Consider the following 16749-nt stretch of genomic DNA (forward strand, 5'->3'; position numbering starts at 1 on the left):
TATATTTTAAAATTTCTTTTCTATAGATTGGATAAGGTCGGCAAAGTAACGGCTTTTTTCCGGATATTTCAAACTTAATTTTTTATACGTATCTATGGCTTTGTGATAAAGCATTTGCTCAATATAAATTTTAGCTAAAGTCTCCGAAACAAGATCGTAATTGTCTTCTGCACTTTTCTTTGCCTTATTTTCATTATCTATCTGTTCTGGCTTCGGAGGCCTGATTGTTGGATCTTCTTTTAAGAACCGCTCGATAATTTCAGCTCCCTTTGCATCTTTAATTTCGGCAGAAGGATATTCTGCTAAATGATCGGCTACCTCGAAAGGCGTTTGAATGTGAAAGATGTGCTCTACATATTGCTGTTGAAACTCAGCTCTTTCTTGCAGTTGGTTATTTTGTGGCTGTGGTTTTACCTTACCAGCGTTAGGGTGAGCATAAGGCTGAAAAATCTGCTCGTGCTCTTTACGGGTTTTAGCCAACCACCATAAAAACGTATACGGAAGCTTATCGTCGTTATATTGCGAAACAAAATTCCTTTCGGGCTCATCAGGAACAACCGTTTCAATTTCTGGTGCGATCGTAACCACATCGGTACTTAATTTCTGTTCAAAGGCAAAGAAATCGGTAGCAGCTACACTTTCAATAAAAGAATCATCATCTGCTGGCAAATCCATTAAATGACTATCAATACCCGGCAGGTGATTTGGCGTTTCTATAGGAATTACTGGGTTTTCTGAGTGAAGATCTGGAGCTAATTCTCCTATTTCTTCAAAAACTATCTGTTCATCCTGTGTATTTTCAGCAACTACCTCTTTAATTTCTTCTTCTGTTGTTTCGCGGACTGAAACCATATTTAATATATGGAACAGTACATGCCCCTGGCTATAAAGTGCTGCTTTTGGTACTGCTGATGCGTTAGCCTTGGCTAACAGTAAATGAATGGGCTGGGCATATGGAAATTGCGCCACCATTTCCTGCAACATGGATACATGCTCTGGTCCAACCTTTCCAGGTTGCGCAAGTAAATCTGCCAGTAGCTTTTTGTTATCCATTATCGAGGTTTGCCGCTAAGTTAAAAAAATGTAGACGGGTTTTGAAAATTTTGTCTTTTAGAATCCTGCTTTATTTACCACTGTGCAAATGCACGGTTAAAAATATCTTCCGATAATTGTTTGTTGATGTTTTCGATAGCTCCAGGCAATAAGGTTTGAATTGGTGCCCCATTGATCGGAAAATCGAAATATCTGGTAAAGCTTTCTTCAAAACTTTCTTTTTCGTGTTCTTTTATATTGTTCTTATACTTTACAGAAACGGTTATGGTTAATCTGTTTGCACCCGAAGTAGGTGTAGCACTATTTTGAAGCGCAACCGGCTTAATATCATAGCCTGTTATTCTGCCTTCAAACGATGCATCGCCTTCACCGGTAGGAGAAATAATCAATTTGGTCTGATTACGGATCCGGGTTTTTAACGATTCGGTAATCTGGTTACTTAGTGTTGGCACCACTAACGGTGCATTGTTTTCAAACACCCGGACAACCACCGTTTTTAATCCTGTTGTTGATGCTCCATTGAATTTATAAGAGCAGGCGCTCAGTATTGAAGCAACAAGGATTAAAGCAAATATTTTTATTTTCATCAGTTGTATAATTATTAATTTATTGCTCATTGTTTTCAATGGCATTTTTCACTTGCTTTATTTTCTCAATGGTGTTCAAGAGAACGCTTCACTTAGTTAATGAGCTCGCAAAAGCTCGGTTTGTTTTTCAATGGTTATGAAGCGATCATGAGCATATTCATCTCTGTTTGTAAGTGGTATGCTCATGATGGTTTCATCAGTATATGGTTTGTTTTAAAGTCGATGAAGCTATAAATTCAATTCTTTAATTTTTCTGTACAGGGTACGCTCTGAAATGCCCAGTTCTTGTGCAGCAAACTTACGTTTACCCTTGTGTTTTTTTAATGCTTTTTTTATCAGATCTGATTCTTTATCCACTAATGATAAAGATTCTTCTACCTCTTCGGCCTCGTGTGCAAAATAATCAGTATTGTTATTGTTGTTATTATTATTGCTTGGCGTAGGTTGCTGAATGGTAAAGGCATGCTCTTGCCCTGCGGGCAGTTCTACATCGCGGTATAGCTGATTGATATACTGAGGATTATCTGCTAAAACGGTAGCAGTATTTCCGCCGTGCTGAATAATTTCGGCAACAAGTTTTTTAAGCTCAACCATATCCTTTTTCATATCGAAAAGTACCTTGTACAAAATATCTCTTTCTGTAAAATCTTCTTTCGACTGAGAATTAATCGTCATTGGCAGGTTACTTCCGGCCTCGTTCGGGATATAGTTTAAAATGGCTTGTCCGGTTACATTTCGGTCTTTTTCCAATACGCAGATCTGCTCGGCAATATTTTTTAACTGACGAACATTACCCGGCCAGCTATAATTGGTTAGGATCTGAATGGCATCTGGCTCCAAATGTAATGCAGGGCTACGGTATTTATCGCTAAAATCGGCAGAGAATTTTCTGAATAATAAATAAATATCTTCTTTACGCTCTTGCAAAGCCGGTATGCGCAACGGAACGGTATTTAACCTGTAATATAAATCTTCGCGGAATTTTCCGTTTTTAACGCGGTTATATACATCAACATTGGTTGCAGCAATAATGCGAACATCTGTTTTCTGAACTTTAGATGAGCCTACGCGTAAGTATTCGCCGCTTTCTAAAATACGCAGCAAACGCGCCTGTGTACCCAAAGGCAGCTCAGCAACCTCGTCTAAAAAAATGGTTCCGCCGTTTGCTACTTCAAAGTAACCTTTACGTGCCTCATGTGCACCTGTAAAAGATCCTTTCTCGTGACCAAACAATTCAGAATCAATGGTTCCTTCGGGAATGGCGCCGCAGTTTACAGCAATAAAAGCACCGTGTTTACGGGCACTCATTTGATGGATAATCTGCGAGAATACCTCTTTACCACTACCACTTTCGCCTGTTATTAACACCGACATATCAGTTGGTGCTACCTGGCTTGCAATATCGATAGCACGGTTAAGCAATGGCGAATTGCCAATAATACCGAACCGCTGTTTAATATTTTGTGTATCCATTTATTCTTTCTAAAGTTACGTCACTCTGAACTTGTTTCAGAGTCTTTCAATTTAAGATGCTGAAACAAGTTCAGCATGACGGGATTTTATGATACTATTTTACCAATTAACGTAGCTGATGTACACTTTTCGATAAATACATTTGCATACTGGCCTGGTTTAACGCCTTCAATTGCAGGGAAAATCGCCATGGCTCCGCTATCTCCTCTTCCGCAATAATCCAGATCAGATTTTTTAGAAGTGCCTTCAATCAAAACACGAACGGTTTTACCCACCCACTCTTGTAAGCGCATTAACGAATGTGCTTGTTGCTTAGCTAAAATCTCAGCTAAACGGCGTTTTTTTACTTCCTCAGGAATATCATCTTCCAATTTACGGGCAGCTAAAGTTCCTGGTCTTTCAGAATAAGTGAAGTTATATGCAAAATCATATTCTACGTAATCCATCATGCTCAGGGTTTCTTGATGCTCTTCTTCTGTTTCAGTACAAAAACCAGCGATGATATCGGTAGAAATTGCACAACCCGGGATAATGTTACGGATGGCATCAATACGATTGATATACCATTCGCGGGTATAAGTCCTGTTCATTAGCTCCAATATGCGGGTATTACCCGATTGAACTGGCAAGTGGATATAATTACAGATGTTATCGTATTTAGCAATGGTATGTAAAACCTCGTCGGTAATATCTTTTGGATGCGAAGTAGAAAAACGTACCCTTAAATCAGGACTAACCAAAGCTGTTTGCGCTAAAAGTTGCGCAAAGTTTACGGTTTCAGTTCCATCTTCCGATGTCCAGGTATATGAATCTACGTTTTGGCCTAAAAGCGTAACCTCACGGTAACCAGCTTCAAATAAACCTTTTGCTTCTTGTATAATGGAATGGGCATCGCGGCTACGTTCGCGGCCACGGGTAAAAGGAACCACACAGAAAGAACACATGTTATTACAGCCGCGGGTAATGGAAATAAAAGCGGTAATTCCGTTGCTGTTTAAACGAACCGGACTAATATCCGCATAGGTTTCTTCGCGGGATAAAAGTACGTTAACCGCTTTATGTCCACTTTCTACCTGTTCAATTAAGTTAGGCAGATCGCGGTAAGCATCGGGTCCTACCACTACATCAACCAAACGTTCTTCTTCTAAAAATTTAGATTTTAAACGTTCTGCCATGCAGCCCAAAACCCCAACAATTAATTTCGGGTTACGGCGTTTCTCGACACCGAACTGCGATAAGCGGTTCCTAACTCTGGTTTCAGCATTTTCACGGATAGAACAGGTATTGATGAAGATTACATCGGCCTGGTGATAATCCCCTGTGGTTTCAAATCCTGTTTCAGAAAGAATAGAGGCAACAATTTCACTATCAGCAAAATTCATTGCACAACCATAACTTTCGATGTATAATTTACGGGCATCGGCTTTAATTGGTGTATCTAAAATTAAAGCTTCACCTTGCCTGGCTTCATCGTGCGTCTTATCCTGTACTTGTAAATCAATCATTATTTAAAAACATTTTGGGGATTGCAAAAATACATAAATAAAATTAAAAGTGACAAATTGACATATTTTGTTTAAATGTTTACAGTACGATTATGATCTTCGCGTCATTGCGAGAAGGAACGACGAAGCAATCTTACTACTGTGGGATATCGAAACTGCAATAAGATTGGCACCAAACGACTTCATACTTGTTAAGAAAGATTTTTTTGGAAATGTATGCTTCGGTGCCAATGGTGGGCTGCAGCCCCGCTATCCCTACTGCCGACAGAAAAAATCGGCATTCGTACTATCGGGTTTAGATTACAGCTGTTCTTGCTACTATGAGTGGTTTTCCATACCACCGTCCTAACCCACCTAGCCCTTGGCGAAGCGGTACCCTGCAGGCCCGGAGGTATCCCGATTTTTCGGGAAAGCGTATAAGCGCAGCAAAGGAACAAACGGTGTTTCTTATACTGACCTTGCGCTCCAAAAAATTAATAATTCCTTTTTATAAAATAAGTCAGGGTGTTTTTGAAAATGTAGGCTTCGGTGCCAATGGAGAGCTACAGCCCCGCTATCCCTACTGCCGATAGAAAAAATCGGCATTCGTACTATCGGGTTTAGATTACAGCTGTTCTTGCTACTATGAGTGGTTTCCATGCCACTGTCCTAACCAATCTAGCCCTTGGCGGAGCGGTACCCTACAGGCCCGGAGGTATCCCGATTTTTCGGGAAAGCGTACAAGCGCAGCAAAGGAACAAACGGTGTTTCTTATACTGCCCTTGCGCTCCAAAAAAATCATTTTAACAATAAAGCATCCAACAGCTCCTCTTTGGTCTTTCTGCTTTAGTCTTTTGCCTTGCCCCTAAAAAAACCTTTCACACTTCTATCTGTTACCTATCGATAAACCATAATAAATGACAGCTCAGCATAGAAATAAAGTTTGGACCTGGATAGGAAGCATATTCGGCATACTGGTACTAATTGTAGCATTTGGCGCCATGTTTTTAAGTGCCCGATGGAAACCCATATTGATCGAAAAAATTAAGGCCGGGGTTTATAATGGCTCCCACCACCTCTACCGGATAGATTTTAAAAGCATTAACTTAAACGTAATTACAGGTAGCCTGGCGCTGCGCGATGTTACACTAATGCCCGATACGGCCGTTTTCGATAGCTTAAGAAAAAAACAACTGGCACCTGCACATACTTTCGAGCTTAAATTGAAGAAACTACAGATTAGCCGTGTTGGAATATTAACGGCCTACTTTAAAAAACGGATAGCTGTAAATGAAATCCTTTTACAAAAGCCATCTATCAATATGATTTTTAACAAAGTAACCAAGAAACCCGACAGCATAAAAGATGAAAAATCGCTTTACGAGCAGATTTCAAAAACTTTTAAATCGGTACATGTTAAAAGCATTAAAATTGTAGATGCAGATTTCGATTACATCAACAAAACCGCAGCAAAAAAAACCAAAAACTCGATCAAACACCTCGACATTAACATTAACGATTTTTTATTGGATTCACTTTCGGGAAATGATACAACAAGATTTTACTATACAAAAGATGCATCCTTTCAGATTGCAGGTTATAAATCGATAACGAAAGATAAAATGTATTCAATGAAAGTTGACACCATTAAAGGCTCTACAGCATCAAAAAAAATAACGGTTAAAGGATTTAAACTTACCCCATTGTACGATGAGCTTACTTTTGCAAGAAAGTACAAGATCCAGAAAGACCGGTATAACCTCAGTTTTGATAAAATAGAATTTAATGGAGTTGACTTTATTGGTTTAAATACCGACCAGAAGCTGCATGCAAAATCGCTGAGGATTGGCCCCGCAAATGTTGAAGTTTTTATGAGCCGCGAATCGCCTCCGCCTCCAGGCTTTGATAAAGGCCGAAACTACCCACATATGGCCCTAAAAAGATTAAACATGCCTACCCTGATTGATACGGTAAAGCTGAGAAACATTAATGTTAAATATGCTGAATTTAACCCGGCGAGTAAAAAAATTGGATCAGTTGACTTTAAGGCGCTAACAGGAAACATTTTAAACGTAACCAACGATAGTTTACAATTGCGCAAAAAGAGCCATGCTCTGGCAGATTTAAACTCGCTTTTAATGGGGACCGGAAAGCTGAATATAAAAATCGATTTCAACCTTACCGATAATAATGGGGCATTTACCTATAGCGGTAACCTGGGTAGGTTTGATATGAAAAATTTAAATCCACTATCAAAATCGCTGGGCCTGGTTGAAATAGAGAGCGGCAATATACAACATGTTGATTTTAAGGCGAACGGAAATTTAAGATCTGCAACGGGATCGATGAATATGTTGTACACCGATTTAAAGGTGAAATTACTATCTGACAATATTGATGGCGAGGGAACCAAGGAAAAAGGTTTTTTGTCTTTTTTGGCCAATGTCATTTTAGTTAAAAACGAAAATCCACAAAAAGGCGAAGCACCAAGAACAGCAAGCATGGCCAATACGAGAGTTAATTCAGCCTCCTTTTTTAACCTGATGTGGAAAACCGTTTTTGTGGGCATAAAGGATATTGTAGGCGTTGGTGTGGTCCCAGAAAAGAATCCGGTAAAACAGCAAAAAGTAATTGCAAAAAAAATAAGGGAACAAAAACGGGCAGACAGAAAAGCAGCGCGGAAGGCCCGGAGAGAAAAAAACTGATCTTACACTTTTCAAATATATGTTTATAACCGTATATTGCTAATAAAACCACAGCCTCTCATTTTTTAATGCCTGATACCAGAAGATACCGTTATAGAATTTTTAAATGGATTGCGTGTACATTACTCAGTGTTTTTATTGTACTTGTAGGTATAGCCTGGCTGTTAAATGTTAAGTCGCGCCCTATTTTAACCGATAGGATCAAAACACTGCTCTATAAATCGACCGATAGTTTATATACCATTAGTTTTACCAAGGTTTCTACCAATGTTTTTACGGGCAATGCCACCTTACAGAATGTAAGAATAATACCTGATACCAATCGGTTTAAGCAACTCATAGCCTTAAAAAGAGCACCAAATAATTTATATACGGTATCTTTAAAAAAACTGGTGGTGAAGCACTTCCACCCATTAACCTTGTACCGCGAAAAAAAACTTCAGCTGGAAGAAATCATATTTGATAAACCTGAAGTAACAATGGTTAACCAGCAATTTGCTTTTAACGAGGGGCGTGCACCCAGGCCCATTAAATCGCCTTATGCTATCATCTCTAAAAACCTGAATGAATTTAGCATTAAAAGCATCAGGTTTAAGGATGTAAGTTTTAAATATATCAATAAAAATGTACCCAATTCAGTACCTTTCTCTATTGATGACCTCAACATTACCTTAACCGACCTGTTGGTAGATTCTACCTCTGCTGAAGATCCAACAAGATTTTATCTGATTAAAGATATTGTGATCAATCTGAATAACTATGTATACCGTACGCCAGACAAAATGTACGATATCCAATTAGATAAACTGGATTTTAGGGCAACAACGGGTAAGTTAAGGATTAACAGTTTTGCTTTGGTACCACTGCACGATGAGATGAACTTTGGCAAAGTTGCAGGGTTTGCGAAGGAACGTTTCAACATCAAGATGAGCGACATTATGCTTAATGGGATTGATTTGCCATTATACATTAGCAAACAAGAACTTTGGGCAAAGGAAATGGCCATTACCAACGGTTTCGTTTCAGTATTTAACCATAATGGCCTCCCAAAAAAACACCAGGAAAGCAAAGTCGGAAAGTTTCCCCATCAACTTTTGCAGCTTCTTGATGCGCCTATTCTGGTCCAGAAAATCCAGCTGAAGGATATAAATGTGAATTACGCTGTTTACAACAATGAGAGTAACCAAAAGGGGCAGATTAGTTTCGAGCATACCTCGGGCATTATAAAAAACGCCACCAACCTCGAAAAAATTAAAGCCATAAACCCTATTATGGAGGTTAACCTAAACACTTACCTATTTGGGCAGGGAAAACTTGATGTAAACTTTATATTTGATCTTACCGCTAAAGATGGTGCCTTTTCTTACAATGGGGTTTTACACAATTTTAATGCGCGGGTTTTAAATCAGATTACCAAACCCTTAGGCTTGGTCCGCATTAACCGTGGGAGTGTGGATAAATTGAAGTTTAATTTTAAAGCGAACGATTTAGGCGCAAAAGGAACGGTAGCGTTCTCCTACTACGACCTTTCTGTAGCGCTGATGAAAAACGATCCCGAAAAAGATCACCTGGTTACCCGCGGTTTTCTTTCTTTCTTAGCAAATGCTTTAATCATTAAATCAGAAAACCCCGGTGCAGACGGAAAGCTGATACCTGTAACCGTAAATTACAGCAGGCCGGCAAATACATCTTTCTTTAACATGATCTGGAAGAGCCTTTTTACGGGCATAAAATATAGCATCGGTATTACGGAAGAAAAGCAGAATGAAGTACGTGAGCATATTGCAAAGTTTAAAGCCATGCGGGCCAATCATATGCAAAGGAAACAGAAACGCTTAGAGCGGCGGATAAGACGTGAACGGGAACAAAATGAAAAGCGATAACATTTTGTAACCTTTTCTTATCTTTATTCTCTAAACCTTAAACTAAAATTATGATTATTGCCCTCGTTATTATCGGATTTATATTCCTTATCGGGATTTTCTTTTACAACTCGCTTATCGGGAAGAAAAACCAGGTAACCAATGCCTTCTCGGCCATTGATGTAATGCTTAAAAAACGGTTCGACCTTATTCCAAATCTTGTTGAAGTGGTAAAACAGTACACTACTTATGAGCAGGGGACTTTGACGAAAATAGTTGAACTAAGAGCTAAAGCAGGCTCACCAAACATTAGCAATGCAGAAAAAGCAGATTTAGATGCGCAATTGAGCAGTAGTGTGAAAGGTTTAATGGTTAACATCGAAAATTATCCTGATTTAAAAGCCAATACCAACTTTATTAACCTGCAAACTACCTGGACTGAAAGCGAAGAGCAGATTGCCGCTGCCAGAAGAACCTATAATGCTTCGGTAACCGATTACAATAATGCGATTATGATGTTTCCGGGCAGTTTATTTGCCGGAATGTTAAATTTCCAGCCCATTGCCGTTTTAGAAACCGCAGCCGAGGAACGTAAAAACATTAGCGCAAAAGAACTCTTTAATAATTAATGTCGTTCGATATTGCAAATAATGTAGCCTTACAGCAAGTTTTGGCTACAATGGAGGTAGAGCGCAAAAGAATTGCCGGTACCCAAACCAAAGGTTATATTTTTATTGCAGCGGGCATTCTGCTCTGTGTTTTAGGCTTTTTCTTAGGTTTTCCTATTCCTGGTGTAATTGGCGGCTTAATACCCCTTATTTACGGCAGTATTTTGTTATTTAAAATCAACGATTCTTTAACAGCTTACCAAAATGCCTACAAAACCAATGTAATTGGTGCTGCCCTTAAATTTTTAGATGAAAGTTTATCGATTAGTCCCTATCAAGGAATTGATGCATCGGAGTTTATGTACACACAGTTGTTTAGCAATGAGCCTGATCGTTATAAAACAGAGGATCTGGTAACTGGATGTGCTGATAAAACCCGGTTTTACTTTGCTGAGGTACATGCCGAATATAAAACAGTAACCCAAACAAAAGACGGAACCCGAACAGAGTGGCATGACATTTTTAGAGGAATTATCTTTGCTGCCGATTTTAACAAAAAGTTTAATGGTGTAACCATTGTTAGGCCAAAAGATTTCGGAGCAGCTTTTGGTGCATGGTTTTCAAAGAATCTGTTTTCTTTTGGTAGTAACGATGTTATTCAACTGGAGAATCTAGACTTTGATAAGACTTTTGTGACCTATGGCTCCGATCAGGTCGAATCCAGATACATCCTTACACCTGCCATGATGGAGCGGATATTAAACCTCAACCATCAAACAAAATATAACATCAGTTTATCCTTTATCGAATCGAGGATGTATATCGCTTTCCCACTGAACCGGAACTATTTCGAAGCACCCGTTTTTAAATCATTGCTGAGCCCAGAAACCGTAAATGAAGATATCTCCACCATAAAGTTTATGTATGATATTGTTAAGGAGCTGGATCTGAATACAAGAATTTGGGGTAAGGAATAACAGATTTCAAATAGAAATTCGTCATCTCGATCCGATAGCTATCGGATGAAGCGGAGTCCCGACTTTCGGGAGAGAGATCTATTGAGACAGATTTTGCTTCGCAGAGCCTTCGGGTCTCGACTTCATTGCACTCCACTCGAAATGACGATCTTTCGAGCCCTAGAAAACTTCGGAAGTTTAACCAGGGCTCATCCTAGACATACGAAGTTTTCCAGCGTACCAGCCTCTTAAAAATTCATGAGCCTTCGGCGCTAGCTCAAATGTTTTTTCACAATTTCTTCGAGTGCAGCAATATCAAATGGTTTCGATAGGTAACTATCAGCACCGGCTTCATCGGCTAATGAAGATATATCATTATTGGCCGAAAAATAAATTACCGGAATATGTTTTAAATCAGGATGGTTTTTTAATGCCTTAGTAGCCTGTATCCCTCCCAGATCGGGCAACCAATTATCCATAAATATTAAATCAGGCATATATGCGGCAACCTGTTCTTCTATGTTATTGGCATTTTCAGATGTTTTTATCTCATACCCGGCATCTTCCAAAATAAATGTACAGAGATCAAGGATATCCCTATTATCATCAAAAACAAATATTTTTTTTGTAACTATCATATTAACCTCCGAAAAGCAATTAACCATTTAACTTATTTATATAATCAGCCATATCGTGGCTATCCAATATCACATGCGGCTCAACATTCAACACTGCCTGTTGCGGCATATACGGCATTATGGCCGTATTTGGATTCTGTATAACCACTCTACCTCCAAAATTGTTTACACTTTTTAACCCCTCTACTCCATCTGCATTAGACCCTGAAAGTAGAATACAGACTAGTTTTTCTCTAAAAACCTCGGCTGCTGATTGAAAGGTAACATCAATTGATGGTCGGGAATAATTTACTTTTTCCGAATAATCTAAAGATATACTTTGGTCTTCCTCTATCAGCATATGATAATCTGCAGGCGCAATAAAAACTTTGCCCGGGCTTAAAAACTCTTTTTCTTCTGCTTCATCAACCGCCAGTATAGTGCGCGATTTTAACAAATCGGTTAAAAGAGATTCGTTGCTTGCCTTACGGTGAACCACCAATACAATGGGAAAACCAATATCTTTCCTTAGGGCTGGAAAAATTTCGAGCAACACATCTAAACTACCGGCAGAGCCGCCGATAATTAATGCTCCACAAGGCGCAGAATCTACAGTTTCCGCCATATTTTTTCCATTTTAACCCTTTTGTATTCTTTGGCTTTTGGCCAAAACTCCAAACTTTCTTTACTTCCTAAAGCAAGGTATCCTAATTTCTCGATGCTACCATCAAAAAGGTTAAATACTTTATGCTGCAAGTCTTTATCAAAATAAATTAATACGTTTCTACATAAAATTAGCTGAAACTCATTAAAAGAATGATCGGAAACCAAATTATGCGTAGAAAAGATCATCTTACTATTTAAGCTTTCATCAAATTTTGCCAAAGAGTAGTTCGCCGTGTAATAAGCAGAAAAATCTTTTAGGCCACCCGATTGCAGGTAATTTTCTGAATACTGCTTTAAATAATTTAAGGGAAACATTCCTTTTTTTGCCTTATCTAAAACCGATGGATTAATATCAGTAGCATAAATAAGCGATTTATTAAGCAGGTTAAGTTCTTTTAAAACAATGGCAAGCGAATAAGCCTCTTCTCCGGTAGAACAGCCTGCCACCCAAATGCGGATAAATGGATAGGTACCCAGCACAGGAAGGACATCGTTCCGCAAAGATTTATAAAAAGAAGGATCGCGGAACATTTCGGTAACATTAACCGTAATTTCCTCTAAAAAACGCTTAAAATATTGCTTATCTGTTTTAACCGTGTAACGAAATTCGGCGAAACTCACAAAATTATCCAGTCCGTAAAGACGTATAATTCTCCTTTTTATTGATGCATGAGAATATTCCAGAAAATCATACCCATGGCTTTCCAAAACATCATTTAACAGGATTTCTACCTGTTCATTATCTATCGCATCACCTATCACCTGTTATTTTGTAAAATTTTCGATTTGCATTAATAACTCGTCAACATTTATCGGTTTTGAAACATAACCCGATGCTCCAGCGCTTAAGCAACGTTCCTTATCGCCAACCATGGCTTGGGCAGTTACCGCTAACACAGGGATATTCTGCATTTTAGCTGATTTTTTCATCGCGGCAATAGCTTGATAGCCGTCCATATCCGGCATCATCATATCCATTAAAACGATGGCAACATTGTCATGTTTCTCCATAACAGAAAACCCTTCCCGGGCACTTATAGCAGATAAACAATCGAAACCTTTGGCCTTTAAAACAGCTTTTAAAGCAAAAATGTTTCGGTTATCATCATCAATTATGAGAATTAATTTTTGAGGCATAAAAATAAAAAATGGTTTATGATTTATGATGATTTTCGTATAACCAAACCCTTAATAACGATATCAGCTGATCCATATCTACTGGTTTGCTGATATAATCGGATGCACCTGCGGCAATGCACTTTTCGCGATCGCCCATCATGGCTTTTGCCGTAACGGCCAAAATAGGCAGGTTCCGGTATTTGATATCCTGCCTGATGGCTGTCGTAGTTTCGTAACCATCTAGTTCTGGCATCATCATATCCATTAAAACAACATCAATTTCTGGGTTTTCATTTAATAGCTTGAGGGCTTCCTTACCATCGGTTGCTGCGACCACTTTCATCTGGTGCTGCTCTAACATTTTTGTTAAGGAGAAGATATTACGCACATCATCATCCGCTACCAGAACCGTTTTACCAACCAATACATCCTGTAATTCGGAAAACTTTTTAGGTGTTTTGCTTTTTTCCTTGCTTTTTTCTTCTACCAGATGAAGGAACAAACCTGCTTCATCCAAAATACGTTGATAAGAATGTGCCGTTTTTACAACGATAGAATCAGCATATTGTTTGATGCGGTTTTCTTCGCCCTTTGAAAGGTTTTTACCGGTGAAAATGATGATCGGTAAATTCTCTAAACCGGGTGTTTTCTTTACCACTTCAAGGGTTTCGTAAGCGTGTTTATCAGGAATACCCATATCCAAAATCACGCAGTTAACCTCCGGCTTATGCAGGGCAGAAACACCTTCGTTTACCTGGTTAACAATTTCTGTCTGGATATTAAAATTGCTTAAAAAATAACTTAATGCCTTGGCATGCTGTTCATTTTCTTCTACAATAAGTACCTTTTTAGGGTGACGGCTTAAGGCATGCTCTAGTTTTGAAAATATCTCTTGCATGTGCTCAAAAGCAAAAGGTTTATTTATAAAATCTACTGCACCTTTTAACAAACTTTCTTTCTTAACCTGTAAAGAAGACATGATGTGCACTGGAATTGGACGTGTTGAAGGATCCGATTTCAGCTCTTCCATTACCTGCCAACCATCTTTAACAGGCAATTGGATATCGAGTAAAATGGCAAGTGGTTTAAAGGTTTTCGCCATTTCAATACCGGCATCGCCACGAACGGCAACCAAACCTTTATAATTTCTTTTTCGGGTAAAATCTAAAAGTGTTTTGGCAAAAGGGGTATCGTCTTCAACAATTAAGATCACCTTATCATCAGGCTGAATATTATCTCGGTCATCTTCAATCTCTTGCGGAATATTTTCAACCGTTAAGTGGCTCACTTTTTTTACCGGAGCCTCTAAAGCGATTACAGGCTTCTCTACATGAGGTACAGCGCCATCAAAACCTTTATTTCTATCAATGGGCAAGGTAAGTGTAAAAATACTTCCTTCGCCCTCTGTGCTTTTTAAATCTATATATCCGCCCAATAGTTTTGCCAGCTCTCTGCTAATTGAGAGTCCAAGGCCTGTGCCACCAAATTTGCGCCGTGTAGAGCCATCGGCCTGTTGAAAGGCTTCGAATACCATGCCTTGCTTTTCGGGTGCAATACCTACGCCTGTATCGGTAACTTTGAATACCAGCGCGCCTAACTTTTCATTTTTAGTAATATTTAGATTTATCGTACCTACGGTAGTAAATTTAATAGCATTTGATAGCAGGTTTTTAATAATCTGCTCTAAGCGCATTTTATCGGTATGAAAAAACTCAGGAACTTCTGCCGATTTTTCGATAACAAAGTTTAAGTTTTTATCTTTAGCCAAAGGATTAAACAGCGAACGCATGTTAAGGATAATCTCATCAACCTTAATATTTGCCCGATCGAGTTCCATTTTGCCCGCTTCAATTTTAGAAAGATCTAAAATTTCGTCTATTAAACTTAAAAGACCCTGACCTGAACTTTGGATAACTTCTGCATATTCCTGATGCTCGCGATCCATAGCCTCATTTTCAGCCATTAATCTCGATAATAACAATATCGAATTAAGTGGTGTTCTTAACTCGTGCGACATATTGGCCAAAAACTCTGATTTGTACCTCGTACTCAGTTCTAAAGCTTCTGCTTTTTGCTGAATTTCTATATTACGTTCTTCAATCAGTTCATTTTTTTCTTCCAATAGGCTGCTTCTTTCTTCCAGCTCCTGGTTGCTTTGCAACAATTCTTCTTGCTGTACACGTAATTCTTCTTCGCTGGCCTGAAGTTTTTGTGCCTGTGCTTCCAGCTCTGCATTTAAGCCTTCTAACTCATTGTGCTGAACCTGCAATTCTTCTGATTGTGCCTGCGTTTCTTCTAATAACTGCTGAAGCTTTTGTCTGTTCTGTGCGCCCAACAGTGCGGTACCCACATCAGATAAAACCAAGTTTAAAAAGTGTAACTGCAGGTCGCTGTATTTACCGATAGTGCCTAATTCTAAACCGCCTATTGAAATCTCATTTCTAATAATTGGAAGCACGATTAACTGGGCTGGTTTAATATTCCCAGTAGCATGTGTAATGGTTAATTCGCTCTGTGGAACATCATCCAATAATATTGGCTTACCTGTTTTAACCGCCTGGCCAATTAAGCCTTGGCCAAGTTCTAAGGTTTGGGTTAGATTTTGTCCTTGCAAAGCATATTGCCCTTTTAAATGCAGATATCCATCATCTTTAAATAAATAAAGTGCACCAATCTGGCTTTTGGTATAATTGGCCAAAAACTCAATAATATCTTCTGCTAAATGGAAAACATCTTTTTCGCCAACCATTTTTACATTTAAGTTAGCTACGCCGGTTTGCAACCATTCATTCTCCTCTAAAGTATCGAAAGATTTTTTCAATGATGATGACATTGCATTTAGCGATTCGGAAAGCTCGCCAATCTCATCCTGGGTTTGGCTATCGAGTTTAATGCCATAATTTCCATTAGAAATTTGATAGGCAATTTCTTTAATGGCAACAATACGTTTTTCCATCTCGTATTTTTTATCTTCAATTTCCTGCTGAAGTTTAACACGTTCATCAAAATCGATTGATACTCTCCGGTAAAAAAACAACGTAATCAGAATGGCAAGGAGCGCTGCAATTAAAATCAGTATCGGGGTATAAGCTGTAAGTTTATTTAATTCGTTGGTTCTTTCTTCAAGCAGCCTTTTCTCTTCAGTTATAATGTTGCTTACAATTGATCTGGCCTCATCCATATAAACCTTGCCTTGAAACAAAACCGTAGGATCAATAACACCGCCTAAAGTTTTAATCTCTATGGTCGATTTAATGATATCCATTCTTTTAAAAAGAATTTTTTTAAGCGCTGCTATATTTTTTTGCTGAACGCTATTATGCCTGGTATCTAGTTCAACTTTTTTTAATATCGAAGCGGCCGAATCGCTGGCACCATAATATGGTGTTAAAAACACCTTGTTTCCAGTTAATAAAAAGCCCCGCTGACCAGTTTCGGCATCTTTCAAATAGGATATAATATTCTCCGTATTTAAAATTACTTCATCACTGTGTTTAACCAGCTCGGTACTTTTAATAAGGTTGCCAATACTTACATAAGAAGCCAGCGAACTGATAAATAGAATAATTAGCGATAAGCCAAGGCCTAAACGTAAATTATTTTTAAGAGTTGTTTTCAT

General features: G+C 38.6%; 13 protein-coding genes. 4 read left to right on the forward strand and 9 right to left on the reverse strand.

Annotation, left to right across the window (positions count from 1 at the left end; translation table 11 throughout):
* Positions 1 to 6: 6 nt before the first annotated feature.
* The 4 genes from AC1DNH_RS12220 to miaB form a co-directional block, all read right to left on the reverse strand.
* Complete coding sequence (locus tag AC1DNH_RS12220) at positions 7 to 1053, reverse strand: hypothetical protein (RefSeq protein ID WP_477610369.1); 1047 nt, start codon at positions 1051 to 1053, stop codon at positions 7 to 9.
* 74 nt (positions 1054 to 1127) lie between these two features.
* Positions 1128 to 1670, reverse strand: a complete 543-nt coding sequence (locus AC1DNH_RS12225; RefSeq protein ID WP_477625406.1) for an LptE family protein — start codon at positions 1668 to 1670, stop codon at positions 1128 to 1130.
* A gap of 198 nt (positions 1671 to 1868) precedes the next feature.
* Positions 1869 to 3113 carry a sigma-54 interaction domain-containing protein gene (locus tag AC1DNH_RS12230; protein WP_477584945.1) on the reverse strand — a complete coding sequence of 415 codons (1245 nt, stop codon included), beginning with the start codon at positions 3111 to 3113 and terminating at the stop codon, positions 1869 to 1871.
* Between the two features lie 86 nt (positions 3114 to 3199).
* Positions 3200 to 4618, reverse strand: coding sequence for a tRNA (N6-isopentenyl adenosine(37)-C2)-methylthiotransferase MiaB (gene miaB / locus AC1DNH_RS12235; RefSeq protein WP_477625407.1), 1419 nt, complete (start codon positions 4616 to 4618; stop codon positions 3200 to 3202).
* 896 nt (positions 4619 to 5514) lie between these two features.
* Here miaB and AC1DNH_RS12240 point away from each other — a divergent pair.
* The 4 genes from AC1DNH_RS12240 (at position 5515) to AC1DNH_RS12255 (ending at position 10749) form a co-directional block, all read left to right on the forward strand.
* The gene (locus tag AC1DNH_RS12240) at positions 5515 to 7302 is read left to right on the forward strand and encodes an AsmA family protein (RefSeq protein ID WP_477625408.1); all 1788 of its coding nucleotides are present in this window, start codon (positions 5515 to 5517) and stop codon (positions 7300 to 7302) included.
* A 68-nt stretch (positions 7303 to 7370) separates the two neighbouring features.
* The gene (locus tag AC1DNH_RS12245; protein ID WP_477583947.1) at positions 7371 to 9185 is read left to right on the forward strand and encodes a hypothetical protein; all 1815 of its coding nucleotides are present in this window, start codon (positions 7371 to 7373) and stop codon (positions 9183 to 9185) included.
* Between the two features lie 50 nt (positions 9186 to 9235).
* Positions 9236 to 9793 carry a LemA family protein gene (locus tag AC1DNH_RS12250; RefSeq protein WP_230142836.1) on the forward strand — a complete coding sequence of 186 codons (558 nt, stop codon included), beginning with the start codon at positions 9236 to 9238 and terminating at the stop codon, positions 9791 to 9793.
* Entirely contained in the window at positions 9793 to 10749 is a 957-nt protein-coding gene (locus AC1DNH_RS12255) for a DUF3137 domain-containing protein (RefSeq protein WP_477583951.1), read from the forward strand. Before AC1DNH_RS12250 ends, AC1DNH_RS12255 begins: the two co-directional genes overlap by 1 nt.
* A 251-nt stretch (positions 10750 to 11000) precedes the next feature.
* Here AC1DNH_RS12255 and AC1DNH_RS12260 read toward each other — a convergent pair whose 3' ends face one another.
* The 5 genes from AC1DNH_RS12260 to AC1DNH_RS12280 are packed head-to-tail and all read right to left on the reverse strand — an operon-like array spanning position 11001 to position 16749.
* A complete protein-coding gene (locus tag AC1DNH_RS12260; protein WP_029274261.1) occupies positions 11001 to 11366 on the reverse strand; it encodes a response regulator in 366 nt (121 codons plus the stop codon).
* Between the two features lie 19 nt (positions 11367 to 11385).
* The gene (locus AC1DNH_RS12265; RefSeq protein ID WP_477584227.1) at positions 11386 to 11970 is read right to left on the reverse strand and encodes a chemotaxis protein CheB; all 585 of its coding nucleotides are present in this window, start codon (positions 11968 to 11970) and stop codon (positions 11386 to 11388) included.
* Entirely contained in the window at positions 11955 to 12773 is an 819-nt protein-coding gene (locus tag AC1DNH_RS12270; protein WP_477584229.1) for a CheR family methyltransferase, read from the reverse strand. Before AC1DNH_RS12270 ends, AC1DNH_RS12265 begins: the two co-directional genes overlap by 16 nt.
* 3 nt (positions 12774 to 12776) lie before the next feature.
* Positions 12777 to 13148 carry a response regulator gene (locus tag AC1DNH_RS12275; protein WP_477584231.1) on the reverse strand — a complete coding sequence of 124 codons (372 nt, stop codon included), beginning with the start codon at positions 13146 to 13148 and terminating at the stop codon, positions 12777 to 12779.
* A 16-nt stretch (positions 13149 to 13164) separates the two neighbouring features.
* Entirely contained in the window at positions 13165 to 16749 is a 3585-nt protein-coding gene (locus tag AC1DNH_RS12280) for a response regulator (RefSeq protein WP_477625409.1), read from the reverse strand.

This window comes from Pedobacter sp. 01N310, assembly GCF_056399805.1.

Coding starts and splice junctions, on each gene's coding strand:
- AC1DNH_RS12220 (WP_477610369.1), bottom strand. CDS start 1,053: ATGGATAACAAAAAGCTACTGGCAGATTTACTTGCGCAACCTGGAAAG.
- AC1DNH_RS12225 (WP_477625406.1), bottom strand. CDS start 1,670: ATGAGCAATAAATTAATAATTATACAACTGATGAAAATAAAAATATTT.
- AC1DNH_RS12230 (WP_477584945.1), bottom strand. CDS start 3,113: ATGGATACACAAAATATTAAACAGCGGTTCGGTATTATTGGCAATTCG.
- miaB (WP_477625407.1), bottom strand. CDS start 4,618: ATGATTGATTTACAAGTACAGGATAAGACGCACGATGAAGCCAGGCAA.
- AC1DNH_RS12240 (WP_477625408.1), top strand. CDS start 5,515: ATGACAGCTCAGCATAGAAATAAAGTTTGGACCTGGATAGGAAGCATA.
- AC1DNH_RS12245 (WP_477583947.1), top strand. CDS start 7,371: ATGCCTGATACCAGAAGATACCGTTATAGAATTTTTAAATGGATTGCG.
- AC1DNH_RS12250 (WP_230142836.1), top strand. CDS start 9,236: ATGATTATTGCCCTCGTTATTATCGGATTTATATTCCTTATCGGGATT.
- AC1DNH_RS12255 (WP_477583951.1), top strand. CDS start 9,793: ATGTCGTTCGATATTGCAAATAATGTAGCCTTACAGCAAGTTTTGGCT.
- AC1DNH_RS12260 (WP_029274261.1), bottom strand. CDS start 11,366: ATGATAGTTACAAAAAAAATATTTGTTTTTGATGATAATAGGGATATC.
- AC1DNH_RS12265 (WP_477584227.1), bottom strand. CDS start 11,970: ATGGCGGAAACTGTAGATTCTGCGCCTTGTGGAGCATTAATTATCGGC.
- AC1DNH_RS12275 (WP_477584231.1), bottom strand. CDS start 13,148: ATGCCTCAAAAATTAATTCTCATAATTGATGATGATAACCGAAACATT.
- AC1DNH_RS12280 (WP_477625409.1), bottom strand. CDS start 16,749: ATGAAAACAACTCTTAAAAATAATTTACGTTTAGGCCTTGGCTTATCG.